At 56.5% G+C, this 24,635-nt stretch carries 22 protein-coding genes and 5 tRNA genes; 18 read left to right on the top strand and 9 right to left on the bottom strand.

Annotated elements, in window-relative coordinates:
• Positions 1–71 precede the first annotated feature (71 nt).
• From AB3N39_RS16360 to AB3N39_RS16275, 18 genes are all read left to right on the top strand, one after another.
• Entirely contained in the window at positions 72–725 is a 654-nt protein-coding gene (locus AB3N39_RS16360; protein ID WP_143345440.1) for a metal ABC transporter ATP-binding protein, read from the top strand.
• Positions 722–1,582 carry a metal ABC transporter permease gene (locus AB3N39_RS16355; RefSeq protein WP_032660373.1) on the top strand — a complete coding sequence of 287 codons (861 nt, stop codon included), beginning with the start codon at positions 722–724 and terminating at the stop codon, positions 1,580–1,582. Before AB3N39_RS16360 ends, AB3N39_RS16355 begins: the two co-directional genes overlap by 4 nt.
• Before the next feature lie 14 nt (positions 1,583–1,596).
• Complete coding sequence (locus tag AB3N39_RS16350) at positions 1,597–2,475, top strand: metal ABC transporter substrate-binding protein (protein ID WP_143345439.1); 879 nt, start codon at positions 1,597–1,599, stop codon at positions 2,473–2,475.
• A gap of 129 nt (positions 2,476–2,604) precedes the next feature.
• Complete coding sequence (pncC, locus tag AB3N39_RS16345; RefSeq protein WP_032643004.1) at positions 2,605–3,102, top strand: nicotinamide-nucleotide amidase; 498 nt, start codon at positions 2,605–2,607, stop codon at positions 3,100–3,102.
• A gap of 89 nt (positions 3,103–3,191) precedes the next feature.
• Positions 3,192–4,250, top strand: a complete 1,059-nt coding sequence (recA, locus tag AB3N39_RS16340; RefSeq protein WP_024907698.1) for a recombinase RecA — start codon at positions 3,192–3,194, stop codon at positions 4,248–4,250.
• Between the two features lie 69 nt (positions 4,251–4,319).
• On the top strand, positions 4,320–4,820 hold the full coding sequence (gene recX / locus AB3N39_RS16335) for a recombination regulator RecX (RefSeq protein WP_143345438.1): 501 nt from the start codon (positions 4,320–4,322) through the stop codon (positions 4,818–4,820).
• Positions 4,821–4,951: 131 nt separating this feature from the next.
• Positions 4,952–7,579 (top strand): alanine--tRNA ligase, encoded by a 2,628-nt coding sequence (gene alaS / locus AB3N39_RS16330; RefSeq protein WP_223580361.1) that lies wholly within the window; start codon positions 4,952–4,954, stop codon positions 7,577–7,579.
• Between the two features lie 241 nt (positions 7,580–7,820).
• Complete coding sequence (gene csrA / locus AB3N39_RS16325; protein WP_000906486.1) at positions 7,821–8,006, top strand: carbon storage regulator CsrA; 186 nt, start codon at positions 7,821–7,823, stop codon at positions 8,004–8,006.
• Between the two features lie 342 nt (positions 8,007–8,348).
• Positions 8,349–8,441, top strand: a tRNA-Ser gene (locus AB3N39_RS16320).
• A gap of 4 nt (positions 8,442–8,445) precedes the next feature.
• A tRNA-Arg gene (locus AB3N39_RS16315) sits at positions 8,446–8,522 on the top strand.
• A 64-nt stretch (positions 8,523–8,586) separates the two neighbouring features.
• A tRNA-Arg gene (locus tag AB3N39_RS16310) sits at positions 8,587–8,663 on the top strand.
• Positions 8,664–8,692: 29 nt separating this feature from the next.
• A tRNA-Arg gene (locus AB3N39_RS16305) sits at positions 8,693–8,769 on the top strand.
• Positions 8,770–8,929: 160 nt separating this feature from the next.
• A tRNA-Arg gene (locus tag AB3N39_RS16300) sits at positions 8,930–9,006 on the top strand.
• 117 nt (positions 9,007–9,123) lie between these two features.
• Positions 9,124–9,690: a fructose-1-phosphate/6-phosphogluconate phosphatase gene (yqaB, locus tag AB3N39_RS16295; RefSeq protein ID WP_367896892.1), complete on the top strand. Its 567-nt coding sequence runs from the start codon at positions 9,124–9,126 to the stop codon at positions 9,688–9,690.
• Positions 9,687–10,115, top strand: a complete 429-nt coding sequence (locus tag AB3N39_RS16290) for a YqaA family protein (RefSeq protein WP_021241956.1) — start codon at positions 9,687–9,689, stop codon at positions 10,113–10,115. Before yqaB ends, AB3N39_RS16290 begins: the two co-directional genes overlap by 4 nt.
• A gap of 83 nt (positions 10,116–10,198) precedes the next feature.
• Positions 10,199–11,743 (top strand): glutamate--cysteine ligase, encoded by a 1,545-nt coding sequence (gshA, locus tag AB3N39_RS16285; RefSeq protein ID WP_325814239.1) that lies wholly within the window; start codon positions 10,199–10,201, stop codon positions 11,741–11,743.
• A gap of 153 nt (positions 11,744–11,896) precedes the next feature.
• The gene (gene luxS / locus AB3N39_RS16280) at positions 11,897–12,412 is read left to right on the top strand and encodes an S-ribosylhomocysteine lyase (protein ID WP_014833019.1); all 516 of its coding nucleotides are present in this window, start codon (positions 11,897–11,899) and stop codon (positions 12,410–12,412) included.
• A gap of 53 nt (positions 12,413–12,465) precedes the next feature.
• Positions 12,466–13,230 (top strand): helix-turn-helix domain-containing protein, encoded by a 765-nt coding sequence (locus AB3N39_RS16275; RefSeq protein WP_143345435.1) that lies wholly within the window; start codon positions 12,466–12,468, stop codon positions 13,228–13,230.
• On the opposite strand, the gene leuA is transcribed toward AB3N39_RS16275, so the two are convergent.
• The 9 genes from leuA to nrdF form a co-directional block, all read right to left on the bottom strand.
• The gene (leuA, locus tag AB3N39_RS16270) at positions 13,217–14,872 is read right to left on the bottom strand and encodes a 2-isopropylmalate synthase (protein ID WP_143345434.1); all 1,656 of its coding nucleotides are present in this window, start codon (positions 14,870–14,872) and stop codon (positions 13,217–13,219) included. The two genes, AB3N39_RS16275 and leuA, sit on opposite strands and share 14 nt — an antisense overlap.
• Before the next feature lie 129 nt (positions 14,873–15,001).
• A complete protein-coding gene (emrB, locus tag AB3N39_RS16265; RefSeq protein ID WP_115876129.1) occupies positions 15,002–16,549 on the bottom strand; it encodes a multidrug efflux MFS transporter permease subunit EmrB in 1,548 nt (515 codons plus the stop codon).
• A gap of 16 nt (positions 16,550–16,565) precedes the next feature.
• Complete coding sequence (gene emrA / locus AB3N39_RS16260; protein ID WP_045909303.1) at positions 16,566–17,738, bottom strand: multidrug efflux MFS transporter periplasmic adaptor subunit EmrA; 1,173 nt, start codon at positions 17,736–17,738, stop codon at positions 16,566–16,568.
• 125 nt (positions 17,739–17,863) lie between these two features.
• Positions 17,864–18,394: a transcriptional repressor MprA gene (gene mprA / locus AB3N39_RS16255; protein WP_023333174.1), complete on the bottom strand. Its 531-nt coding sequence runs from the start codon at positions 18,392–18,394 to the stop codon at positions 17,864–17,866.
• Positions 18,395–18,707: 313 nt separating this feature from the next.
• Positions 18,708–19,892 (bottom strand): MFS transporter, encoded by a 1,185-nt coding sequence (locus AB3N39_RS16250; RefSeq protein ID WP_115876128.1) that lies wholly within the window; start codon positions 19,890–19,892, stop codon positions 18,708–18,710.
• 184 nt (positions 19,893–20,076) lie between these two features.
• On the bottom strand, positions 20,077–21,072 hold the full coding sequence (gene proX / locus AB3N39_RS16245) for a glycine betaine/L-proline ABC transporter substrate-binding protein ProX (protein ID WP_133295019.1): 996 nt from the start codon (positions 21,070–21,072) through the stop codon (positions 20,077–20,079).
• Between the two features lie 9 nt (positions 21,073–21,081).
• The gene (gene proW, locus AB3N39_RS16240) at positions 21,082–22,146 is read right to left on the bottom strand and encodes a glycine betaine/L-proline ABC transporter permease ProW (protein ID WP_115876126.1); all 1,065 of its coding nucleotides are present in this window, start codon (positions 22,144–22,146) and stop codon (positions 21,082–21,084) included.
• Positions 22,139–23,341, bottom strand: coding sequence for a glycine betaine/L-proline ABC transporter ATP-binding protein ProV (gene proV / locus AB3N39_RS16235; protein ID WP_127732090.1), 1,203 nt, complete (start codon positions 23,339–23,341; stop codon positions 22,139–22,141). The genes proW and proV overlap by 8 nt, the downstream gene beginning before the upstream one ends.
• Positions 23,342–23,671: 330 nt before the next feature.
• Positions 23,672–24,631, bottom strand: a complete 960-nt coding sequence (gene nrdF / locus AB3N39_RS16230) for a class 1b ribonucleoside-diphosphate reductase subunit beta (RefSeq protein WP_133295018.1) — start codon at positions 24,629–24,631, stop codon at positions 23,672–23,674.
• Positions 24,632–24,635 lie beyond the last annotated feature (4 nt).

The raw sequence follows: 24,635 nt of genomic DNA, 5'->3' as shown, positions 1-24,635 counted from the left end.
GTGCGGCTTTTGCTGGGGCTGGTGCTGGTTGTTTTTATCGGGCTGGCCGTGCGCTGGGCGGTGGCATTGCCATGATTGTGTTGAATGAACTGGTCGCGGGATATGAACGCCAGCCCATTACGCGGCCACTTTCGGGCACGATTGAGCGCGGAAGCATGACCGCCATTATCGGCGCTAACGGCTGCGGGAAATCCACGCTGCTGAAAACGCTGGCGGGGTTTATTCCTCCCGTCAGCGGTGGCTTTCGCTGGCAGGGGAAGCGTCCGGTAATCGGATGGCTGGCACAGCGTCACGCGCTGGAGGCGCAGTTTCCGCTGACCGTGCGCGATGTCGTCAGCATGGGCTGCTGGCCGGGCATTTCGCTGCTTTCCGGGTTTCGTCGCGAAACGCGGTTGCGTATTGCCAGCGCGCTTGAGCGCGTCGGACTGGAAACCATGGCCTTATCCACCATCGATGAGCTCTCCGGCGGGCAGTTCCAGCGCATGCTGTTTGCCCGCGTTCTGGTACAGCAGGCGCCGCTGGTGATGCTGGATGAGCCCTTTACCGGCGTCGATGAAGCCACCTGCAACGTGCTGATGGACGTGATGCTGGAGATGTATATGCAGGGGCAAACGCTGCTCGCGGTACTGCACGACAGCGAGCGCGTGTCGCGCCATTTCCCGCAAACGCTGCGGCTGGATGCTGACGTGCCCCAGTGGAAAACCGAGCGGGTGAGGGTGGCATGATCTGGCATCTCTTTTTTCAGCCGTTTATTGAGTACGGCTTTATGCGTCGCGCGCTGGTGGTTTGCCTTGCGCTCTCGGTCAGCACTACCGCGCTCGGCGTGTTTCTTCAGCTGCGTCGGATGAGCCTGATGGGCGACGCTCTTTCTCACGCCATTTTGCCGGGCGTTGCCGTGGGGTATTTACTCAGCGGCATGTCGCTGCTGGCGATGAGTATTGGCGGTTTTATCGCGGGCATTACCGTGGCGCTGCTGGCCGGTCTGGTCAGCCGACGCACGCCGCTTAAGGAAGATGCCAGCTTCGCGGGGTTTTACCTTGGCTCACTGGCGCTGGGCGTCACGCTGGTGTCGCTGCGCGGGTCGAATGTCGATCTGCTGCATCTGCTGTTTGGCTCCATCCTCGCCGTGGACAACGACGCCGCGCTGTTTGTTACGGGCGTGTGTATGTTCACCCTTATCACGCTGGCGCTGTTCTATCGCGGGCTGGTCACAGAAGCGTTTGATACCGCCTGGCTACAGGTGAACGCCCGCTGGCTGCCCGGCCTGCTGCACGGACTGTTTCTGGCGCTGCTGGTTCTTAACCTGGTGGCTGGTTTTCAGGTGCTCGGCACGCTGATGGCCGTCGGGCTGATGATGCTGCCAGCCGTGGCGGCCCGCTGCTGGGTGCGCACGCTGCCTGCGTTACTCCTGATGGCGGGCATCAGCGGTATTTTCTGCGCATGGCTGGGGCTGAGCCTCTCCTGGGCAATGAGTTTGCCTGCCGGGCCATCCATCGTGCTCACCGCCAGCGCGCTGTTCTTTATTTCCATTTTACTGGGCACGCGAAGCAGGCTCGCTGGCAGCCTGCGCGCGCTTTTTTAACGCAAGGGGAAACGATGAAACGAACAGGATTAGTAGTGGCGCTCGCGCTGGGGATGATGTCGCACGGCGTGATGGCGAAAACGCTGAATGTGGTCACCAGCTTTTCGATACTGGGGGATATCACGCAGGAGGTGGGCGGTGACCATGTGAACGTGACGACGCTGGTGGGGCCGGACGGCGATCCGCATACGTTTGAACCGTCGCCGAAAGACAGCGCGGCGCTGAGCAAGGCCGATGTGGTGGTGGTGAACGGCCTGGGGCTGGAGGGCTGGCTCGATCGGCTGGTGAAGGCCTCCGGGTTCAAAGGACAGCTGGTCGTCGCCTCAGTCGGGGTGAAAACTCACACGCTTGAGGAAGATGGAAAGACCGTGACCGATCCGCACGCGTGGAACAGCGCGGCGAACGGGGCGCTGTATGCACAAAATATTCTGAACGGGCTGGTGAAAGCCGATCCGCAGGACAAAGCCGCGCTGGAAGCCTCCGGTAAACCGTATATCGCGCAGCTTAACCAGCTGGATAGCTGGGCCAAAACGCGCTTTAGCCAGATCCCGCAGGCGAAGCGTAACGTGTTGACCAGCCATGACGCGTTTGGCTATTTCAGCCGCGCCTACGGCGTGACGTTTATGGCGCCGCAGGGACTGTCGTCCGAGAGCGAGGCCAGCGCGTCGCAGGTTGCTGAGATTATCAATCAGATCAAAGCCGACGGCGTCAAAACCTGGTTTATGGAAAATCAGCTCGATCCGCGTCTGGTGAAGCAGATAGCGTCGGCGACGGGCGCACAGCCGGGGGGCGAACTGTATCCGGAAGCTCTGTCGGCAAAAGGCGGGGTGGCAGACACCTACGTTAAGGCATTTCGCCACAATGTGAACACCCTCGCCGACAGCATGAAATAACATTTCCACGGCCGGTGCGCCCGCATCGGCTTTTTTCTGAAGCTCCCTCGTAAAACCTGAAGTGCATCCCCACATCTGACGAGAAAGTGCTATCTTGTGCAGCACGTTTTTCTGATGCCTGGAGCGAGAATGACTGACCATGAATTGATGCAGCTTAGCGAGATTGTTGGCCTTGCGCTGAAGCAGCGTGGCGCGACAATCACCACCGCGGAATCCTGCACCGGCGGCTGGGTGGCGAAAGCGATTACCGATATTGCCGGCAGTTCCGCCTGGTTTGAACGCGGATTTGTGACCTACAGTAACGAAGCTAAAGCACAGATGATTGGCGTGCGCGAATCCACGCTTGAACAGCATGGCGCGGTCAGCGAACCGGTGGTGATCGAGATGGCCATTGGTGCGCTCAAAGAGGCGCGCGCAGATTACGCAATTTCCATTAGCGGCATTGCGGGCCCGGACGGCGGCAGCGACGTGAAGCCTGTCGGCACAGTCTGGTTTGGGTTTGCTACTTCTAAAGGCGAAGGCATCACCCGCCGGGAGTGCTTCAGCGGCGATCGCGAAAGCGTGCGTCGTCAGGCAACGGAATATGCGTTAAAAACGCTCTGGCAACAATTTCTACAAAACACTTGATACTGTATGACCATACAGTATAATTGCACCAACAGAACAGAAATCCACGGTGAAGCACAGTCGCTTCTCCCGGCATGACAGGAGTAATAATGGCTATCGACGAAAACAAACAGAAAGCGTTGGCGGCAGCACTGGGCCAGATCGAAAAGCAATTCGGTAAAGGCTCCATCATGCGCCTGGGTGAAGACCGTTCCATGGATGTGGAAACCATCTCCACCGGTTCGCTTTCTCTGGATATCGCGCTGGGCGCTGGCGGCCTGCCTATGGGCCGTATCGTAGAAATCTACGGGCCAGAGTCCTCCGGTAAAACCACCCTGACGCTGCAGGTCATTGCCGCGGCACAGCGCGAAGGTAAAACCTGTGCGTTTATCGATGCCGAGCACGCGCTGGACCCTGTGTATGCCCGTAAGCTGGGTGTCGATATCGACAACCTGCTGTGTTCTCAGCCGGACACCGGTGAGCAGGCACTGGAAATTTGTGACGCGCTGGCGCGTTCTGGTGCTGTTGACGTTATCGTGGTCGACTCCGTTGCCGCACTGACGCCAAAAGCCGAAATCGAAGGCGAAATCGGCGACTCTCATATGGGCCTTGCGGCTCGTATGATGAGCCAGGCGATGCGTAAGCTGGCGGGTAACCTGAAGCAGTCCAACACGCTGCTGATCTTCATCAACCAGATCCGTATGAAAATCGGCGTGATGTTCGGTAACCCGGAAACCACGACCGGGGGGAACGCCCTGAAATTCTACGCCTCTGTCCGTCTGGATATCCGCCGTATCGGCGCGGTGAAAGAGGGTGAGAACGTCGTCGGTAGCGAAACCCGCGTCAAGGTTGTGAAGAACAAAATCGCTGCGCCGTTCAAGCAGGCTGAGTTCCAGATCCTCTACGGCGAAGGTATTAACTTCTTCGGTGAGCTGGTTGACCTGGGCGTGAAAGAGAAGCTGATTGAAAAAGCGGGCGCCTGGTACAGCTACAACGGTGACAAGATTGGTCAGGGTAAAGCGAATGCCATCTCCTGGCTGAAAGAGAACCCGGCTGCGGCGAAAGAGATCGAGAAGAAAGTGCGTGAGCTTCTGCTGAACAACCAGGACTCCACGCCTGATTTCGCGGTTGATAGCGCGGATGCTGAAGAAACTAACGAAGACTTTTAATTCTCTCGTTTAACAATGAAGGGCTGCTGATGCGGCCCTTTTTGCATTTCTGAATCAGCAGGTTTTTTTATGAGTGAACCGACAACACGTCGACCCGCGTATGCACGCTTACTTGATCGCGCGGTGCGCATCCTGGCCGTCCGTGACCACAGTGAACAGGAGCTGCGGCGAAAACTGTCGGCGCCGGTGATGAGTAAAAACGGCCCGGAAGAGATTGATGCCGCCGCGGAAGATTATGACCGCGTCATCGCCTGGTGCTATGAGCATCGCTATCTTGATGACGAGCGTTTTGCCTCGCGGTTTCTCGCCAGCCGTGGCCGTAAAGGATACGGGCCCGCGCGCATCCGGCAGGAGCTAAACCAGAAAGGGGTAGCCAGGGAGTCCATCGAAAAATCGATGCGCGAATGCGATATTGACTGGTGCGAACTGGCAAGAGAACAAGCGATTCGCAAGTACGGCGAGCCGCTGCCGCGTGAATTTTCAGAAAAAGTCAAAATCCAGCGCTTTTTGCTCTACCGCGGCTTTCTGATGGAAGATATTCAGGATATCTGGCGTAATTTTGCCGATTGAACGCATGCGGGATTTTACTTCCCACTAAAGAAAACTTATCTTATTCCCACTTTTTCCAGTAGCTGGTCTGTCCAACGGTTTACCGATACAGGCTGGCTACGACATTTCGTTAGCTTGATTTCAGGATAATTATGAGCAAGAGCACCGCTGAGATCCGTCAGGCGTTTCTCGATTTTTTCCATAGTAAGGGACACCAGGTTGTTGCCAGCAGCTCCCTGGTACCGAACAACGATCCGACTCTGCTGTTTACCAACGCCGGGATGAACCAGTTCAAGGATGTGTTCCTTGGTCTCGACAAGCGTAATTATTCCCGCGCCACAACCTCACAGCGTTGCGTGCGTGCGGGCGGTAAACACAACGACCTGGAAAACGTCGGTTACACCGCGCGTCACCACACCTTCTTCGAAATGCTGGGTAACTTCAGCTTCGGCGACTACTTCAAACACGATGCCATTCAGTATGCGTGGGAACTGCTGACCGGTGAAAACTGGTTCAACCTGCCGAAAGAGCGTCTGTGGGTTACCGTCTATGAAACCGATGACGAAGCCTACGAAATCTGGGAAAAAGAAGTCGGGATCCCGCGCGAGCGTATTATTCGCATCGGCGATAACAAAGGCGCGCCTTACGCGTCCGACAACTTCTGGCAGATGGGTGACACCGGCCCTTGCGGTCCGTGCACCGAGATCTTCTACGATCACGGCGACCACATCTGGGGCGGCCCTCCAGGAAGCCCGGAAGAAGACGGCGATCGCTACATTGAGATCTGGAACATCGTCTTCATGCAGTTCAACCGTCAGGCCGACGGTACGATGGAGCCGCTGCCGAAGCCTTCCGTTGATACCGGTATGGGCCTGGAGCGTATTGCCGCGGTTCTGCAGCACGTTAACTCCAACTATGAGATTGACCTGTTCAGCACCCTGATCAAAGCCGTTGCCGAAGTCACCGGCGCGACCGATCTGAACAACAAATCGCTGCGCGTTATCGCGGACCACATTCGCTCCTGCGCGTTCCTGATTGCAGACGGCGTTATCCCGTCGAATGAAAACCGTGGCTACGTGCTGCGTCGTATCATTCGTCGTGCTATTCGTCACGGCAACATGCTGGGCGCGAAGGACACCTTCTTCTACAAACTCGTTGGGCCACTGATCGGCGTGATGGGTTCAGCCGGTGACGAGCTGAAACGCCAGCAGGCGCAGGTTGAGCAGGTTCTGAAAACCGAAGAAGAGCAGTTTGCCCGTACTCTGGAGCGCGGTCTGGCGCTGCTGGACGAAGAGCTGGCGAAGCTCAAGGGCGACACGCTGGATGGCGAAACCGCTTTCCGCCTGTACGACACCTACGGCTTCCCGGTTGACCTGACGGCGGACGTTTGCCGCGAGCGCAACATCAAAGTTGACGAAGCGGGCTTCGAAGCCGCGATGGAAGAGCAGCGCCGTCGTGCGCGTGAGTCCAGCGGTTTCGGTGCAGACTACAACGCGATGATCCGCGTTGATAGCGCGTCTGAATTCAAAGGTTATGAGGCGCTGGAACTGACCGGCAAAGTGACCGCCCTGTTTGTTGACGGCAAAGCCGTGGACAGCATCAGTGCGGGTCAGGATGCGGTTGTCATTCTGGACAAAACGCCGTTCTACGCCGAATCCGGCGGCCAGGTTGGTGATAAAGGCGAACTGAAGGGCAATGGCTTTAGCTTCAGCGTCAGCGACACCCAAAAATACGGTCAGGCGATTGGTCACCAGGGCAAACTGGTTTCCGGTTCTCTGAAAGTGGGCGAGGGCGTCCAGGCTAACGTTGATGAAGCTCGCCGCGCGCGCATTCGTCTGAACCACTCGGCAACCCACCTGATGCACGCTGCCCTGCGCGATGTGCTCGGTACCCACGTTGCACAGAAAGGTTCTCTGGTTAATGACAAAGTGCTGCGCTTCGACTTCTCGCATTTTGAAGCGATGAAGCCGTCTGAAATCCGTGCGGTGGAAGATCTGGTGAACGCGCAGATCCGTCGTAACCTGCCAATCGAGACTCATATCATGGATCTTGAGGACGCGAAGAAAAAAGGTGCGATGGCGCTGTTTGGCGAGAAATACGACGAACGTGTTCGCGTGCTGAGCATGGGCGACTTCTCTACCGAGCTGTGCGGCGGTACACACGCCTCGCGCACCGGTGACATCGGCCTGTTCCGTATTGTTTCCGAGTCGGGTACGGCGGCAGGCGTGCGTCGTATTGAAGCGGTGACCGGTGAAGGTGCGATTGCCAGCCTGCATGCGCAGAGCGATCAACTGCACGATATCGCGCAGCTGCTGAAAGGCGATAGCCAGAACCTGGGCGAGAAAGTGCGCGTTGCGCTGGATCGCACGCGTCAGCTGGAAAAAGAGCTGCAGCAGCTGAAAGAGCAGGCTGCGGCGCAGGAGAGTGCAAACCTCTCCAGCAAGGCTGTAGACATTAAGGGCGTCAAACTGCTGGTCAGCGATCTGGCGGGCGTTGAGCCTAAGATGCTGCGAACTATGGTCGACGATCTCAAGAACCAGCTTGGTTCTACCGTCATCGTGCTGGCGACAGTGGCAGAAGGTAAGGTTTCTCTGATTGCGGGCGTATCTAAGGATGTGACCGACCGCGTAAAAGCAGGGGAACTGATTGGTATGGTCGCTCAGCAGGTGGGCGGCAAGGGGGGCGGTCGTCCGGACATGGCGCAAGCCGGTGGTACGGATGCGGCGGCACTCCCTGCAGCATTGGCCAGCGTTGAAAGCTGGGTAAGCGCGAAACTGTAATAACTACAAAGCACAAGCAGACGCCATAGCGGTAACGTTATGGCGTCTTGTTCACTGTGCTATCGATAACGATAAAGTCAGGTTGAGTTTGTGTATATCGGCTAAACTTACGTTTAACAGAATGTGATGCCGTGACTGCTTACACTTTACGTGTTTGTCATCGCTTACTTTTTGGCGTTATATGATGGATAATGCCGGGATACAAGAGACCCGACTCTTTTAATCTTTCAAGGAGCAAAGAATGCTGATTCTGACTCGTCGAGTTGGTGAGACCCTCATGATTGGGGATGAGGTCACCGTGACAGTTTTAGGGGTAAAGGGTAACCAGGTACGTATTGGTGTTAACGCTCCTAAAGAAGTATCTGTCCACCGTGAAGAGATCTACCAGCGTATCCAGGCTGAAAAATCCCAGCAGTCCAGTTACTGATATTGTCGCGTCTCGCTGTCGGGCGAGACGCAACCCTCCTGTCATTTTTCCTGCTCAAAGTTACCGTTTAATTTCAATCGCTCTCTTTTTAACCGCTCCATAACCCTTAACTCGTCCTATCGCCGCCTTTTCTGCATAGGTTTTCTGTGAAGAATCCTGCAAAATCCGCTTATAAAACACCCTCTTTGCGGCTTTTACATGCGAATTGCGTGTGATTTGTGCAAACGATAAAAGCTTTTGGAAAATTGTTTGACTTATAAGTCCCAGAAAGTAATATATGCGCCACGCAGCGACGAGAAGCTCTTAACGAGTTGCTCGAAGCACTCGAAAGAGGCGTTGTGTGGTGAGGTGGCCGAGAGGCTGAAGGCGCTCCCCTGCTAAGGGAGTATGCGGTCAAAAGCTGCATCCGGGGTTCGAATCCCCGCCTCACCGCCATTTTGCATCCGTAGCTCAGCTGGATAGAGTACTCGGCTACGAACCGAGCGGTCGGAGGTTCGAATCCTCCCGGATGCACCATCTATTACTTCATATTGCTTTAGAAGTGATATGAATATCGAGCAGTACAGTAGTAAATCCCGATGCATCCGTAGCTCAGCTGGATAGAGTACTCGGCTACGAACCGAGCGGTCGGAGGTTCGAATCCTCCCGGATGCACCATTTACTATTTCTGAAAGCAGTACCCTGATGCATCCGTAGCTCAGCTGGATAGAGTACTCGGCTACGAACCGAGCGGTCGGAGGTTCGAATCCTCCCGGATGCACCATATTCTCCGAGATAATAGCCACGCTGTTGTTTCAAGGTCTGCGGGTTAATCGCAAGCACCAGGGAGGATAACGTTGCTTTAGCAACGGCCCAAAGGGCGAGGCGCAGCCGAGTAATCCTCCCGGATGCACCATTTACTGTTTCTGAAAGCATTTCCCGATGCATCCGTAGCTCAGCTGGATAGAGTACTCGGCTACGAACCGAGCGGTCGGAGGTTCGAATCCTCCCGGATGCACCATCTTCTCCTTCTTTGTTTATTCCTTCGACGTTCCGTCAGCAATCACACTCTCAGTCAGCGACAAAAACCACCATTTACGATAAAGTAATGCTTTGTTAATCGTTTAGCGAGAGCACGATGTACGCACAGTATGACGGTTTGATCTTCGATATGGATGGCACTCTCCTGGATACCGAACCCACGCATCGTCAAGCCTGGACAGACGTCCTGGGCCGCTACGGTATGCGTTTCGATCTTCAGGCGATGATTGCCCTCAACGGATCTCCCACCTGGCGTATTGCACAGGCCGTGATTGAACTGAATCAGGCCGATCTCGACCCGCACCTGCTCGCGCGCGAAAAAACCGATGTAGTAAAAGCCATGCTTTTAGATACCGTACGCCCTCTGCCGCTGATTGATGTGGTAAAAGAGTGGCACGGGCGTCGCCCGATGTCGGTAGGAACAGGCAGCGAAAGTGCGATTGCAGAAGCTTTGCTCAATCATCTTGGCCTGCGCCACTATTTTTCTGCCGTGGTCGCCGCCGATCATGTTAAACATCACAAGCCCGCACCGGACACCTTCCTGCTTTGCGCAGAATTAATGGGCGTCCCGGCGGCAAAATGCGTCGTGTTTGAAGATGCCGATTTCGGCATCCAGGCCGCGCGTGATGCCGGAATGGATGCGGTGGATGTACGCTTACTGTGAGTGACGCGCTGTCACTTGCCTCATTATTCGCCAGCAGTTTTTTAAGCGCCACGCTGTTACCGGGAAATTCGGAAGTGGTGCTGGTGGCGATGCTATTGTCCGGCGTGAGTCAGCCCTGGCTGCTTGTAGTAATAGCAACAATGGGTAATAGCCTTGGAGGGCTGACTAACGTTATTCTTGGGCGTTTCTTTCCGCTGCGTGAAAAATCGCGCTGGCAGGAAAAGGCAGTCGGCTGGCTAAAACGCTATGGCGCTGCCACGCTGTTATTAAGCTGGATGCCTGTAATAGGCGATTTACTGTGTCTGCTGGCGGGATGGATGCGTATCTCCTGGGGACCGGTGCTCTTTTTTTTGTGCCTTGGCAAGGCGTTGCGCTATGTTCTCGTGGCGTGGGCAACACTACAGGGTATGACGTGGTGGCACTAATTGGTGGAATGAATACGCGACCTTCAATCGTCAACCATTACAATTATGCTGAGTAACATTACTTTGACAGGCGGGAGGTCAATTTGATCCCGGACGTATCTCAGGCGCTGGCCTGGCTGGAAAACCACCCTCAGGCATTGAAGGGTATTCAGCGTGGTCTTGAGCGTGAAACGCTGCGCGTTAACGCAGACGGCAGTTTAGCGACAACGGGTCACCCGAAGGCGTTAGGCTCGGCGCTGACACATAAATGGATCACAACCGATTTCGCTGAAGCGCTGCTGGAGTTCATCACCCCAGTAGAGGGTGATATTGATCATATGCTGACGATCATGCGCGATATCCATCGCTACACCGCGCGCAACCTGGGCGACGAACGTATGTGGCCCCTCAGCATGCCGTGCTATATCGAGCAGGGCCAGGAGATTGAGCTGGCGCAGTACGGCACGTCAAATATCGGCCGGCTGAAAACGCTCTATCGTGAAGGGCTGAAAAACCGCTACGGCGCGTTGATGCAGACGATCTCGGGTGTGCATTACAATTTCTCGCTGCCAATGGCATTCTGGCAGGCGAAATGCGGTGAAACGGATAAAGACGCGATCTCGGAGGGCTATTTCCGCCTCATCCGCAACTATTACCGTTTCGGCTGGGTGATCCCGTATCTGTTTGGTGCCTCCCCGGCGATCTGTTCTTCGTTCCTGCAGGGGAAACCGACCACGCTGCCATTCGAGAAGACCGAGTGCGGAATGTACTATCTCCCGTATGCCACCTCTCTGCGCCTGAGCGATCTCGGTTATACCAATAAATCGCAAAGCAATCTCGGTATTACGTTTAACGAATTGCACGAATATGTGGCAGGATTGAAGCGGGCGATCAAAACCCCGTCGGAAGAGTACGAGAAAATCGGCCTCGAAAAAGACGGCAAGCGCCTGCAAATCAACAGCAATGTGCTGCAGATTGAGAACGAACTGTATGCGCCTATTCGTCCTAAGCGCGTGACGCGCAGCGGCGAAACCCCGTCGGATGCGCTGCAGCGCGGCGGGATCGAATACATTGAAGTGCGCTCGCTGGATATCAACCCGTTCTCACCGATTGGCGTTGATGAGCAGCAGGTTCGCTTCCTGGATCTGTTTATGGTCTGGTGCGTGCTGGCGGATGCGCCGGAAATGAGTTCAGACGAACTGCTCTGTACCCGAACAAACTGGAACCGCGTTATTCTGGAAGGACGTAAACCGGGTCTGACGCTGGGTATCGGCTGCGAAACGGCACAGTTCCCGCTGACGAAAGTCGGTAAAGATCTGTTCCGCGATCTGAAGCGAGTTGCCCGGACGATGGACAGCATCGACGGTGGCGACGCATATCAACAGATTTGCGACCAGCTGGTAGCGTGCTTTGATAACCCGGAACTGACATTCTCAGCGCGTATTCTGCGTTCTATGATCGATCAGGGCATTGGTGGTACGGGTCGCTCACTTTCGGCGGAGTACCGTGAAATGCTGATGCAGGAGCCGTTAGAAGTGCTGAGCGAAGCGGATTTTGTCGCGGAACGCGATGCGTCCGTGGTGCGTCAGAAAGAGGTTGAAGCGGCGGATACCGAGTCGTTTGAGGCGTTTCTGGCGAAGCAGGCTTAAGCAGAAAAGAAAAAGGCCACATCGCTGTGGCCAAAATATACATCTCTGAATTCAGGGATGATGATAACAAATGCGCGTCTTTCATATACTCAGACGCGCATTCTGTAGAAGAGTTCAGTTTATTTTAAAAAAAATCACTGTCGGAGGTGACGTATGCCGTTATTAGATAGCTTTACTGTCGACCATACCCGTATGGAAGCACCTGCAGTCCGCGTGGCGAAGACCATGCACACCCCGCACGGCGACACGATCACCGTTTTCGATCTGCGTTTCTGCGTGCCAAACAAAGAAGTGATGCCGGAGAAAGGCATTCATACGCTGGAACACCTGTTCGCTGGCTTCATGCGTGACCACCTGAACGGCAACGGCGTTGAGATCATCGATATCTCTCCGATGGGCTGCCGTACCGGTTTCTACATGAGCCTGATTGGTCAGCCTGAAGAGAAACGTGTGGCAGATGCCTGGAAAGCGGCCATGCAGGACGTGCTGAAGGTGAAAGAGCAGAACCAGATCCCAGAGCTGAACGTTTACCAGTGCGGTACTTACCAGATGCACTCTCTGGAAGAAGCGCAGGAAATCGCGCGCCACATCATCGAGCGTGATGTTCGCGTGAACAGCAACGAAGAGCTGGCCCTGCCGAAAGAAAAACTGCAGGAACTGCACATCTAGTGCACCTTTTCCCTCTCCCTCAGGGAGAGGGTAGGGTGAGGGTTGTTTAACCCATGACCACAACCTCGACTTTTTCCTTTAACCACCGTCCCCTCGTTCCGTTTGCCCATGATTACATTCATGGTGACAGCGAACCCTGGCACAAGCACGACTGCGCGCAGCTGCTGCACACCCTGAGCGGCGTGGTACGGGTGGATACCGCATCAGGCTGTTGGGTTGTACCTCCCGGTCGCGGCGTCTGGCTGCCTGCGGGGACTCGCCACTCGCTTCGCATCACCGGCAACGTGGCGGCGCGAACGCTATTTATCGATCCGCTGGCGCGGGCCGATCTCCCGGCCACCTGCCAGATCGTGCAGATAACGCCGCTGCTGCGCGAGCTGATCCTCGTCTGCCTTGCTTTACCTGAATCGTACTCACCCGGAAGCCGGGATGAGCGCGTCTATGAGCTCATTCTCGATGAAATCCGCACTATGCCGGTGCTGCCGTTTCACCTGCCGGAGCCGGAAAGTGAGGCGCTACGTCGCCTGTGTCTGCAAATCCGGCAACACCCGGGTGAAAGCTGGTGCAGCGCGCAGGCCGCGAGCATGATGAACGTGAGTGAGCGCACCCTGAACCGCCATTTTCAGCAGCAGACGGGATTAAGCTACGGCGAGTGGCTGAGAAGGGCGCGCCTGCTGGAAGCCTTAGTGCGGCTGGCGCAGGGCCAGCCGGTATTACGCGTGGCGCTGGATCTGGGGTACGGCAGTCACAGCGCCTTTACGGCCATGTTCCGTCGGGTGATGGGCGTCTCTCCCAGCGATTACTTTAAGAACGACTGACGGCGTTAAACAGCGCCTGAAGCGACGCGCGCGCCACGTCGCTGTCAATGCCTACGCCCCAGCGGCTGCTGCCGTCCTGGAACAGGCAGCGGATGTAGGCCACCGAGCGGCTGTCGCTGCGTTCGCCTAACGTATGCTCGTGGTAATCCTTTATCACGAACGGGGCGTTGACCCAGCGGCTTAAGCCGTGAGCGGCGGCGGAGAGCAGACCGTTACCCTGACCCTCCAGCTGGCGCGTTCCTCCCTGTGTGGCGACGCTGGCCGTCAGACGCAGCTGGCCGTCCTGCTGGCTGTCGCTGCGGTAGGATTGCAGCGCAAAGTGCGGCGTTGCCACCAGGCCGTAGCGGGCGCGGAAGAGCTGCCACAGCGCATTATGCGTCATCTCTTTTCCGTGGCGATCGGTTTCCTGCTGCACGTGCAGGCTGAAATCCTGCTGAAGGGCGCGAGGTAATTTCAGGCCATGATTCTGTTCGATGAGCCATGCGCTGCCGCTTTTTCCTGACTGGCTGTTTACGCGGATCACCGCTTCGTAGGTGCAGCCGATGTCCTGGGGATCGACGGGAAGGTAAGGCATCTCCCAGCGATCGCCTGGCCTGCGGGCATCAAAGCCTTTTTTGATCGCGTCCTGATGCGAGCCGGAGAAGGCGGTATAGGCCAGCCGTCCTGCCCACGGATGGCGCGGGTGCACCGGCAGCTGGTTGCAGGTTTCCACCACTTCCACCACCCGATTCATATCGCTAAAGTCCAGATTCGGGCTAACCCCCTGGCTGTAGAGGTTCATCGCCAGCGTTACCAGGCAGACGTTGCCCGTACGTTCCCCGTTACCAAACAGACAGCCCTCCACGCGGTCAGCCCCCGCCATTACGGCCAGCTCCGCGCAGGCGACGCCGGTACCGCGGTCGTTATGCGGATGCACGCTGATGCAGACGTCGCGGCGGCGGCTAAAGTGGCGACAGAAGTACTCGATCTGGTCGGCATAGACGTTCGGCGTGCTCACTTCGACGGTGGCGGGTAAGTTGATCACCATAGGCCGTTCGTCGCACGGCTGCCAGATCTCCGCCACCGCTTCACAAATCTCCAGCGCAAACTCCGGCTCGGTAAAGCAGAAGGTTTCCGGAGAGTATTCATACTGCCAGCGGGTGTCGGGATTTTCCTCACACAGCTGGCGAATAAGCCGCGTCGCGCGCGTCGCCAGCTCAACGATTTGCGCTTTCTCCATGCCGAAGACCAGGCGGCGGAACAGCGGGGCGGTGGCGTTATACAGATGCACGGTGGCCTGCTTTGCGCCGCGCAGGGATTCAAAAGTGCGATGGATGAGATCTTCCCGCGCCTGGGTTAATACCTGAATCGTCACGTCATCCGGGATGCGGTTCTCTTCAATCAGCTGGCGAACGAAGTTGAAATCCGTCTGCGAGGCTGAAGGAAAAGCCACCTCAATTTCTTTGAATCCGCAGCCCAGCAGCAAATCCCAGAACTGCAGCTTGCGGGTGCTGTCCATCGGCTCGGCAAGGGCCTGGTTGCCGTCGCGCAGGTCGGTTGAGAGCCAGCGCGGCGCGCGGGTGATGCGTTGCTCCGGCCAGCGGCGGTCGGGCAGGGAAAGGGTCGGATAGGGTTGGTACTTGTCGGCGGGTGTGTTCAGCATGATGCGCTCCTGTTGTCTTTTCACTATCGTGAATTGATTACAGGAGCGCTGCTTTATCGAAACTGACAATCGCTGTCGCGTTCTGGACAACCGGGGCGGTTGCCCTGTGGCGGCTACCAGCGCAGAGGATTAATGCGCACCGCCGCCGCCGCCGCCGGCACCAAACGGCGGTCTGGCAAACCACACCAGCCCCAGCAGGATGATAAAGATCCCTGCCGATATCCAGAAAATCTCGTTGGCCGAGATAATTAGCCCCTGGTTGGTGATCTGCTGGGCAATCCAGCCGGACGCCTGCTGCTCCGTCATTCCCATCCCCTGAAGCTGGCTATACATCTGCTGAGCATTCGGGTTGTACGGGTTCACCGCTTCGGTCAGCTGGGCGTGGTGCATCGATTCACGGTTCGTCCACAGGGTGGTGGTGATCGACGTACCGATGGAGCCCGCCAGCGTACGGGTGAAGTTCGACAGGCTGGACGCGGCCGCCAGACGCTCGGGCGGTAAGCCAGAGAGCGTGATGGTAGTCAGCGGCATAAAGAAGCACGCGACCGCGAAGCCCTGAATGAACTGCGGCCACGCAGAGGCGCCAAAGTCCATTCCTGGCTCAAAGGTATACGCACGCCAGTAGAAGCACACCGCATACATGATGAAGCTGAACGTCACAAGACGGCGCATGTCGAGCTTATGGGCGAAGCGGCCAATTATCGGCGACAGCAGGACCGGGATCACCCCGACCGGCGCTGAGGCCAGACCCGCCCAGGTTGCGGTATAGCCATACACCTCCTGCAATAGCTGCGGCAGCAGAACAATCGCGCCGAAGTAGAGCATATAGGCGAGGCTGATACACAGACATCCAATGGTAAAGTTTCGCGACTTAAACAGCGAGAGATCGACTATCGGGTTGTCGTCCGTCAGCTCCCAGACGATCAGGAAGCTTATCGACACCACCGCGACAATGGTCAGGATGATAATTTCCTGCGAGTTGAACCAGTCGAGCTCTTTACCGCGGTCGAGCATGATCTGCAGACTGCCGATACCCAGGATCAGCAGCGCCAGCCCGATGCTGTCGATTCGCCGCTGTTCGGTGCGGGTCTCACGTCCCCGCAGCGACTGCAGCGTCATTAATACCACGACGGCGCCAATCGGTACGTTGATGAAGAAGATCCAGCCCCAGTGGTAGTTATCGCTGATGTACCCGCCCAGAATCGGTCCGCAGATAGGCGCGACGATAACGGTCATCGACCAGAGCGCCAGCGCGACGGAACGTTTTGCGGGAGGGTAGTTGCTCAGCAGCAAACTCTGGGAAAGCGGGATCAGCGGCCCGGCGACAATCCCCTGAATGACGCGGAAGAAAATCAGCATCGTCAGGCTGCTGGACATGCCGCACGCCCACGAGGCCAGTACAAACGCCACCGTGGACCAGAGGAACAGCTTCACCTCACCGACGCGCTTTGCCAGCCAGCCGGTAATCGGAATGGAGATGGCGTTTGCCACCCCAAACGAGGTAATGACCCAGGTCCCCTGGCTCAGCGACGAGCCAAGGTTACCGGCAATGGTCGGGATCGCCACGTTTGCGATGGTGGAGTCCAGCACCTGCATGAATGTCGCCAGCGACAGCGCTATGGTCATAATGACCAGCTGCGCCCCTTCCAGCGGTTTTTGCGGCTTTTGCTGTTGCATAACGCTCACCTTCGGATTAACCGGCGTTTGCCTTCACGATGTCATCGATCAGCTTGTTGACCGGATCGAGGCTAATTTCACGGGCGTTACTTTCATAAGCCGGGCTGCTGCGCACCTGGCTTGCCAGGATCTGACCGTCGCGGTTGGCGGTGTCAACGGTCACCAGCGTAGAGAGGCCGATACGCAGCGGGTGATCCGCCAGCTGTTTGGCATCCAGTTCGATACGCACGGGCAGACGCTGAACCACTTTGATCCAGTTACCGGTGGCGTTCTGCGCAGGCAGCAGGGAGAAGGCGCTGCCGGTCCCCATATCCAGGCCGACCACTTTACCGGTGTACTTCACGTCATCGCCGTAAATGTCGCTGACAACCGTCGCGGTCTGGCCGATACGCATATGGGCAAGCTGCGTCTCTTTAAAGTTGGCGTCGACCCAAAGATTGTCTGCCGGCACGACCGCCATCAGCGGCGTGGTTGGGCTAATCTGCGCTCCTGGCTGGACGGAACGACGGGAGACATAGCCGGTCATCGGGCTGACGATTTTGGTACGCTGCAGGGCAAGCCACGCGTTGCGCACTTCGGTCGCCGCCTGCTGTACGGCGGGCTGGTTTTCCAGACTGGTGCCCAGCACCATCGCCTGGTTGGCGTTGTACTGTTGAATGGCCACATCCAGCTGTGCCTGAGCGCTGGCAACGGCATCGCGGGCGTGCTGCAGCTCTTCACGGCCAATCAGGTTGGCGGTGCCGAGCGGCACGCGGCGGTTCAGGTCGCTCTGCGCCTGCGCCAGCGCTGTTTTCTGCACGTCGATGTTGGCCTGCAGCTGTTTGCTGTTGATCATCAGCTGGCGGGTCTGACGGACGCTGGAGGCCAGCGCGGTCTGTGCTTTTTCAAAAGCCTGCTGGGCGTCGGTTGGATCGAGGGTCACCAACACATCGCCTTTTTGCACAAAGTCGGTATTGTCAGCCCAGACTTTCGTCACGCTGCCCGACACCTGCGCCATAATTTGTACCTGGTTCCCTGCCACGTACGCGTCGTCAGTCTCTTCAGCATGACGCAGTACTAAAAACCAATAGATCCCATATGCCACGGCAATAATGATAAAGAGCAAGGTCAACAGAAGAAGGGCGCTCTTACGTTTGCCTTTCTTGTTGGCCGGTTGCTGCGGGGTAGTGCTCTCCGCATTTGCGCTCATTGTTGTTCTCCACGATCTTCTTATTTTCACATCGGCTGAGCCGACCTGTTGTCAGAAAGGCCAGCAGTGTGACGTGCTGGCCTGTCGGTTTTTTATGAATCTGGAATGGTGAGCGTGTCGTCGCGTTAGCGCAGCGCCTCAAGAACGGCGCCGTCTTCATCCATCTGGTCCAGACGGGTGAGCAGCTTGCGAGTGATGTGCTCAAGCTGGTCGCGCTCGGCGGTGCTGAGGACAGACCAGAGTTTGTGCAGGCAATTGTGCTGCGGTGGCAGCACCTCGCGCAGGAACTGGTGACCTTTATCGGTCAGTTGCAGATGCAGGCAGCGGCGATCGTTGTCGCTTTCGCGGCGCTCAATCCAGCCACGCTTTTCGAGTTCATCGGCAATACGGGTCGCATTGGTACGGGAGGAGCCCAGCGCGCAGCTCAGTTCGGAAGGCTGAATGCTGTGATTTTCCTGAGACTCCAGCGTGATCAACGCCATAAACAATGTCTCGTTAATCCCTTGAGCTTTCAGCATTTTATTACGGTTTTCCAGCAGCTTACCCTGCATGTGCATGCACAGGCGAGTCAGCAGGATTTCCTGGTACGGAAAGTCCTCATGGCGACTGGCGCGGAATTTAAGCATTTGTTCAATGGGCGTAAACGAACTATCCATTTGGGCATAACCTCATTAATTACAGCCGATATAGTAACGACGGTGACAAATAATGTAAATGAATTATTTGTGCGGTTATATCCGCCAAACTTATGTCACCATCAGAAAGCGCCGGGTAAGTCCGTGACCCGGTGAGCACAGAAAGCGTAGGGTATGAACCCGCTGAGGAGAGGATGTGAGGACGGGGGTCTGAACTATTCATGCCAATTGTAAATATGTCACCCACATTAAAATTTCTGGGATAAATGATTACGTTTACATTAACAGAGTGAAGGGCCTCTTAACACCCTAAGAGGCCAACTCAATGTAAATGTTAGTTAATTGCATCCTGACGGTGGTAACCGCGCCACCATACTAGCAGGTTGAGGGTAGCAACAATGGCCCCAATCGCACACACCCCCGACCAGCCCGCATGCTGCCACGCCGACGCTGAAATTAGCGAACCCGCAGCGCCGCCGATGAAGTAGCTGGTCATGTAACCAGCCGTCAGGCGGTTACGCGCCTCAGGCTTCACGCGATAGATGACGGTCTGATTGGTAATGTGAACGCCCTGTACGGTGAGATCGAGTACCAGGATACCGACGATCAGCGCCAGCACCGAAATGTGTCCGTACCAGATCGCCGCCCAGGAGAGCAGAAGTAAAATCAGTCCTGCGGAGGTGGTCAGGTGGGATTTGCCCTTGTCGGCCAGCCCCCCTGCGGGACGCGCGCCCAGCGCGCCTGCGGCGCCGGCCAGGCCGAACAGGCCAATCACCCCTTCGGAATAATTGAACGGCGGTGCGGCCAGCAGAAACGCCATCGACGTCCACAGAATGCTGAAGTTAGCGAAGGTGAAGCAGCCCAGCAGGGCGCGAGTGCGCAGAAGCTTATCCTGGGTGAACAGGCTGAAAACGGAGGCCAGCAGCTGCGGGTAGTTCAGGTGGTTTTCCTGCTTCACTTTCGGCAGCCCGCGCCACAGCGCCAGCGCCATAACGACCATCAGCACGCTCGCCACCCAGTATACGGTGCGCCAGCCGCCGAGGCTTGCCAGCAGCCCAGCAACGGTACGCGCCAGCAAAATCCCCAGCAGCAGGCCGCTCATGATGGTACCCACCACCTTGCCGCGTTTTTCCGGAGAGGCGAGAGTCGCGGCGAGCGGGACCAGAATTTGCGCCACCACGGAGAACAGTCCCGTTAGCGCGGTTCCGACGATCATCATCGTCAGCGACTGGCTGCTGGCGGTGATCAGCATCCCACCGGCGGCCAGCAGGGTCATGGAGACGATCAGCATTCGGCGTTCAAACATATCGCCCAGCGGCACCAGAAACAGCAGCCCGGCGGCATAGCCTAGCTGTGCTGCGGTGACGATAAAGCCTGCGGAGCTGGCGGAGAGATTGAACGCGCGGGCGATGGTGTCGAGAAGAGGCTGCGCGTAATAGTTGCTGGCGACGGCCAGACCCGTTGCCACGGACATTAAAAGGATGAGTGCGGGGCTAAGCCCTTGAGCTGTTTTTGTCATTAGTTTCAGGAATCGTTAGTTGAGTGATTATTTTTCCGGAAACCATAATAGCTAATGATTGTGAAAGTTGGGGGATTGTTGGGTGATGGATTGTGCGGTTTAGGGGGATAGTGCGGTTTGATCCCCTCACCCCGGCCCTCTCCCCAAAGCGGAGAGGGTTAGGGTGAGGGGTAGGGTTTTGTTTTTACTTCTGTGCCTCAAGCGCCTCTTTCACCCAGCCGTCAAACTGCTGCTGGTGGGCTTTGATCCAGCCGTCGACGTGGCCTTTGACATCCGCTTCAGACGATTTGCCCGCGTGCATCATCGCGTTCTGGGCGTTGATGTCAGCCAGCGGCAGCTTCATTACCGAAAACAGCTTCGCCGCCGCCGGGTTTTTCTCCGCCCAGGCTTTATTCGCCACGATATGCATGGTGTTCACCGGGAAGCCGTAGTTCATGCCGTTCGGCAGCCTGGTGTCGATATCTTTCTGCTCGCCCGGCAGGGAAGAGAACGGCACCTGCAGCCACACCACGTCTTTACCCGGCTTCAGCACGTCGCTCACCCAGTACGGCGTCCAGGTGTAATAGATCACCGGTTTACCCTCTTTGAAGCGGGCAATGGTGTCGGCCATCATCGCTGAATAGTTGCCGTGGCTCACGTCGACCGTTTTCGCCAGATCGAAAGCTTTGTTCTGGTGGTTAATCACCGCTTCACAGCCCCAGCCAGGCGAGCAGCCCATCATGTCGGCCTTGCCGTCACCGTTGGTGTCAAACAGTTTGGCGATCTTCGGATCTTTCAGCTGTTCAATATTGGTGATGTGGTACTTATCGGCGGTTTTCTTGTCGATCAGATAACCCTGCGCCGCGCCCGTCACGAAGGTACCCTCGCGATAGAATTTCTTGTCGCCACCGGCGGCGGCATACATGTCGTCGTGCAGCGGCTGCCAGTTGACGGCGGTAAATGTGGCGTCACCGGAGGCAATCGAGGTGTAGCCCACGTTGTAATCCACTTCGCTCGGCGTGTTAACCGTATAGCCCAGTTTTTCCAGCGCGCGGCTGACGATCAGGGTCTGGAAGCTCTCTTCCGAAATGGTGCTCTGCACCGGCTGCACGGTAATGCCTTTGCCCGGCAGGTCTGCCGCAAACGTGCTGGTGGAGACAAGGGTGGCAAACGCTGTGGCAAAAAGTACGTTATGTCGCATCGTTGTTCCTTATTTTATAAATGGGCGGGTGAGTAACCCGACAGGGCCGGTGGAATACCAGCGACGGTTGCCGCGACTGCGTGAATCACGACCGACGGCCTGGGTCAGGCGGTCAAGGATAATGGCGAGGATCACAATGCCGACGCCGCCGACGGTGGCCAGCCCCATGTCGAGACGGCCAATGCCGCGCAGCACCATCTGGCCCAGTCCGCCAACGGCGATCATCGAGGCAATGACGACCATCGAAAGGGCCAGCATCAGCGTCTGGTTAACGCCCGCCATGATGGTTGGCATGGCCAGCGGGAGCTGAACCTTAAACAGCATCTGGCGCGGGCTGGCGCCGAACGAGCGTGACGCTTCGATCAGGTCCGCAGGCACCTGGTTGATCCCGAGAATGGTCAGACGAATAATCGGCGGCAGCGCGAAGATAATGGTGACCACCACGCCCGGCACGTTGCCGATGCCGAACAGCATCACAATCGGCACCAGATAGACGAATGCCGGGGTAGTCTGCATTGCATCCAGCAGCGGACGGATAATCTTCGCCGCCCGCGGGCTGCGCGCCAGCCAGATCCCCATCGGCAGGCCGATGACGATGCAGAAGAGCAGGGCAGTCAGCACCAGCGCCAGGGTGATCATCGCCTGCGACCAGGCCCCAATCGCGCCGATGGCAATCAGCGAAATCAGCGTGGCGATCCCCATCCCGGCGCTGCCAAACTGCCAGGCGATCAGGGAGAACAGAATAATCGCCACCGGCGCCGGCATGCCCAGCATCAGCTGCTGGAAGCCGTTCAGGATGTAATCCACCGGAATGCGGATCCCCTGGAAAACCGGGCGGAAGTGCGTCACCACCCAGTCGATCCCCTCCGTGACCCAGCTGTCCAGCGGGATCAGCGTTTTATGGAACGGATCCATGATGTTGAAATGCTCTGGCGCAGGCGCGGGTGCGCTATTGAGCCAGTCTGCCGCGCCGCCACCGTCGGCGGGTGCTGGCGTGGAACCCCACGCGTCGGCGGATTGTGCAGCGCTGTCCGCTGCTTCAGCGGTGCCCCACGGGTTAGTTTGATCAGCCATTATTTGCACCCTCGCGATCTAAAGCCTGCAGCAGCATCCGTTTGGAGATGATACCGACGTACTGTTGTTCCTCACCCACGACCGGTACGGCGCAAGGCGCCTGCCCCACGTGAGAGAGCAGCTCGCTGAGCGGCGTTTCGGCGTCCACGGCAAGCGGAGCGTCAATTAACGCCGCATCGATGCCCTGGTTTTCGCTGAGCGCGGTTTTCAGAGAATCGATGGAAACAACGCCGACAAATTTATTGCCGCGTTCAACCAGATAACCGTATTCACGGTCTTCGTCCTGCAGCAGCTTAAGCGCCGAGCGTGGGCCGAAACCTGGGGTTTTACGAATAATGCCGTTTGGCGTTCGACGGGCAATATCTTTGGCGCTAAAGACCTGGCTAATATCCACGCCGCGGAAGAAGGTGCGTACATAATCATTCGCGGGATTATTGAGAATTTCATCCGGCGTGCCGACCTGCACCACTTCACCGTTTTGCATAATGGCAATACGGTCGCCAATACGCATGGCTTCATCCAGGTCGTGGGAAATAAACACAATGGTTCGCTGATGTTTAGCCTGTAATTTTACCAGCTCGTCCTGCATCTCGGTACGAATTAACGGATCGAGGGCGGAGAAGGCTTCATCCATTAATAATATGTCTGGATTAATGGCTAATGCACGGGCTAATCCCACGCGCTGGCGCATACCGCCGGAAAGTTCATCCGGGTACGCATGCGCATAATTTTCCAGCCCAACCTGACGCAGTGCATCCAGAGCTTTTTCCTGACGTTCCTGAGCCGGCGTGCCGGCTAATTCCATGCCGAAGGCGGTATTATCCAGTACCGTCATGTGCGGCATTAGCGCGAATGACTGAAACACCATTGCGATCTTCTTTCTGCGCACCTCGCGAAGCTCGGCGTCTGATATTCTGGCGATATCCACGCCGTCAATCAGCACCTGTCCGCGGGTGGGTTCAATCAGGCGATTGAGAAGGCGAACCATAGTGGATTTACCCGAACCGGATAATCCCATGATGACAAAAATCTCGCCTTCTTCAATGGCCAGACTGGCGTCTTTAACGCCAAGCGATAGCCCGGTTTTTTCCAGAATTTGCTCTTTTGTGAGGCCTTTCTCAATATATTTGAATGCGCGCTGCGGGTGCTCGCCAAATACTTTATAAAGATTTTTCACTTCTAATTTAATTGCCATGCAATAGAGAGTGTCCTGTTATTTGTTTATGCCGATATGATTACCATGGTAAATTTTTAACGGGCATAACCCTAACATACTGAGAATCTGAGACAACCCTGACTCGAGCTAAAGGCAGAATTTTGACGTAAGCGAAACGGCTGAATTTCCCATGAATAAAGGGCCGAGCGTGATTTGAATTTTTCTCAATTTTTTGCTCTGGAGTCGGGGAATTTCGCCTGAATCGGACGATTCAGGCGAATATGGCGTGGAAATGACAGTGTAGTTGCTTTGTAAATATTAGAGAGGAAATTGTTGGGTTTATATTAAATTAACGAACGTTAACGTTCATTAAAAATCCCAGTCTTCATCCTCGGTTTCCACCGCTTTGCCCATCACGTACGATGAGCCCGATCCCGAGAAGAAATCGTGGTTTTCGTCGGCGTTGGGCGACAGCGCGGCCAGAATCGCCGGGTTCACCTCCGCCATCTCCGGCGGGAAAAGCGCCTCATAACCCAGGTTCATCAGCGCCTTGTTGGCGTTGTAGCAGAGGAAGGCCTTCACGTCTTCCTCCCAGCCGGTGCCGGCGTAGAGTTCCTCGGTATAGCTCAGCTCGTTGTCGTACAGATCCATCAGCAAATCGAGCGCAAAGCCTTTAAGCTCCTCGCGCTTTGCCTCGCTGACTTTCTCCAGCCCTTTCTGGTACTTATAGCCGATGTAATAGCCGTGTACCGCTTCATCCCGAATGATAAGCCGAATCAAATCGGCGGTGTTGGTGAGCTTGCCCCGGCTCGACCAGTACATGGGCAGCCAGAAGCCGGAATAGAAGAGGAACGATTCCAGGAATACGCTGGCGATTTTCTTTTTCAGCGGCTCGTCGGCCCGATAATACGTCAGTACCAGCTCCGCCTTTCTCTGTAATGACTCACTCTCTTCACTCCAGGTATAGGCTGCGTCCACGTCTTTGGTCTGGCACAGCGTGGAGAAAATCGAGCTGTAAGAGCGGGCGTGCACCGCCTCCATAAAGCTGATGTTCGACATCACCGCCTCTTCGTGCGGCGTCAGCGCGTCGCTCATCAGAGCCGGTGCGCCGACGGTATTCTGAATGGTGTCCAGCAGCGTCAGGCCGGTAAAGACGCGGATCGTCAGCTGCTGTTCGGCGTAGCTCAGGGTTTGCCAGGCCGGAATATCGTTGGAGAGCGGGACCTTTTCCGGCAGCCAGAAGTTGCTGGTCAGACGGTTCCAGACCTCCAGATCTTTATCGTCCTGGATTTTGTTCCAGTTAACGGCACTCACGCGTGACAGTTTCATCCTT

Origin of the sequence: Enterobacter vonholyi, assembly GCF_040834095.1 — a bacterium.
In the GTDB taxonomy this organism is placed as follows: Bacteria; Pseudomonadota; Gammaproteobacteria; order Enterobacterales; family Enterobacteriaceae; genus Enterobacter; species Enterobacter vonholyi.
Note: the sequence above shows the minus strand (reverse complement) of the source record. Positions and strands in the feature narration are given on the sequence as shown.

Bases quoted from the DNA above. Each gene is read 5' to 3' on its own strand.
- emrB (WP_115876129.1), bottom strand. From the start codon at position 16,549: ATGCAACAGCAAAAGCCGCAAAAACCGCTGGAAGGGGCGCAGCTGGTC.
- leuA (WP_143345434.1), bottom strand. From the start codon at position 14,872: ATGCTGAACACACCCGCCGACAAGTACCAACCCTATCCGACCCTTTCC.
- pncC (WP_032643004.1), top strand. From the start codon at position 2,605: ATGACTGACCATGAATTGATGCAGCTTAGCGAGATTGTTGGCCTTGCG.
- alaS (WP_223580361.1), top strand. From the start codon at position 4,952: ATGAGCAAGAGCACCGCTGAGATCCGTCAGGCGTTTCTCGATTTTTTC.
- AB3N39_RS16360 (WP_143345440.1), top strand. From the start codon at position 72: ATGATTGTGTTGAATGAACTGGTCGCGGGATATGAACGCCAGCCCATT.
- AB3N39_RS16275 (WP_143345435.1), top strand. From the start codon at position 12,466: ATGACCACAACCTCGACTTTTTCCTTTAACCACCGTCCCCTCGTTCCG.
- proV (WP_127732090.1), bottom strand. From the start codon at position 23,341: ATGGCAATTAAATTAGAAGTGAAAAATCTTTATAAAGTATTTGGCGAG.
- mprA (WP_023333174.1), bottom strand. From the start codon at position 18,394: ATGGATAGTTCGTTTACGCCCATTGAACAAATGCTTAAATTCCGCGCC.
- csrA (WP_000906486.1), top strand. From the start codon at position 7,821: ATGCTGATTCTGACTCGTCGAGTTGGTGAGACCCTCATGATTGGGGAT.
- proX (WP_133295019.1), bottom strand. From the start codon at position 21,072: ATGCGACATAACGTACTTTTTGCCACAGCGTTTGCCACCCTTGTCTCC.
- proW (WP_115876126.1), bottom strand. From the start codon at position 22,146: ATGGCTGATCAAACTAACCCGTGGGGCACCGCTGAAGCAGCGGACAGC.
- AB3N39_RS16250 (WP_115876128.1), bottom strand. From the start codon at position 19,892: ATGACAAAAACAGCTCAAGGGCTTAGCCCCGCACTCATCCTTTTAATG.
- AB3N39_RS16350 (WP_143345439.1), top strand. From the start codon at position 1,597: ATGAAACGAACAGGATTAGTAGTGGCGCTCGCGCTGGGGATGATGTCG.
- yqaB (WP_367896892.1), top strand. From the start codon at position 9,124: ATGTACGCACAGTATGACGGTTTGATCTTCGATATGGATGGCACTCTC.
- emrA (WP_045909303.1), bottom strand. From the start codon at position 17,738: ATGAGCGCAAATGCGGAGAGCACTACCCCGCAGCAACCGGCCAACAAG.
- luxS (WP_014833019.1), top strand. From the start codon at position 11,897: ATGCCGTTATTAGATAGCTTTACTGTCGACCATACCCGTATGGAAGCA.
- AB3N39_RS16355 (WP_032660373.1), top strand. From the start codon at position 722: ATGATCTGGCATCTCTTTTTTCAGCCGTTTATTGAGTACGGCTTTATG.
- recA (WP_024907698.1), top strand. From the start codon at position 3,192: ATGGCTATCGACGAAAACAAACAGAAAGCGTTGGCGGCAGCACTGGGC.
- nrdF (WP_133295018.1), bottom strand. From the start codon at position 24,631: ATGAAACTGTCACGCGTGAGTGCCGTTAACTGGAACAAAATCCAGGAC.
- recX (WP_143345438.1), top strand. From the start codon at position 4,320: ATGAGTGAACCGACAACACGTCGACCCGCGTATGCACGCTTACTTGAT.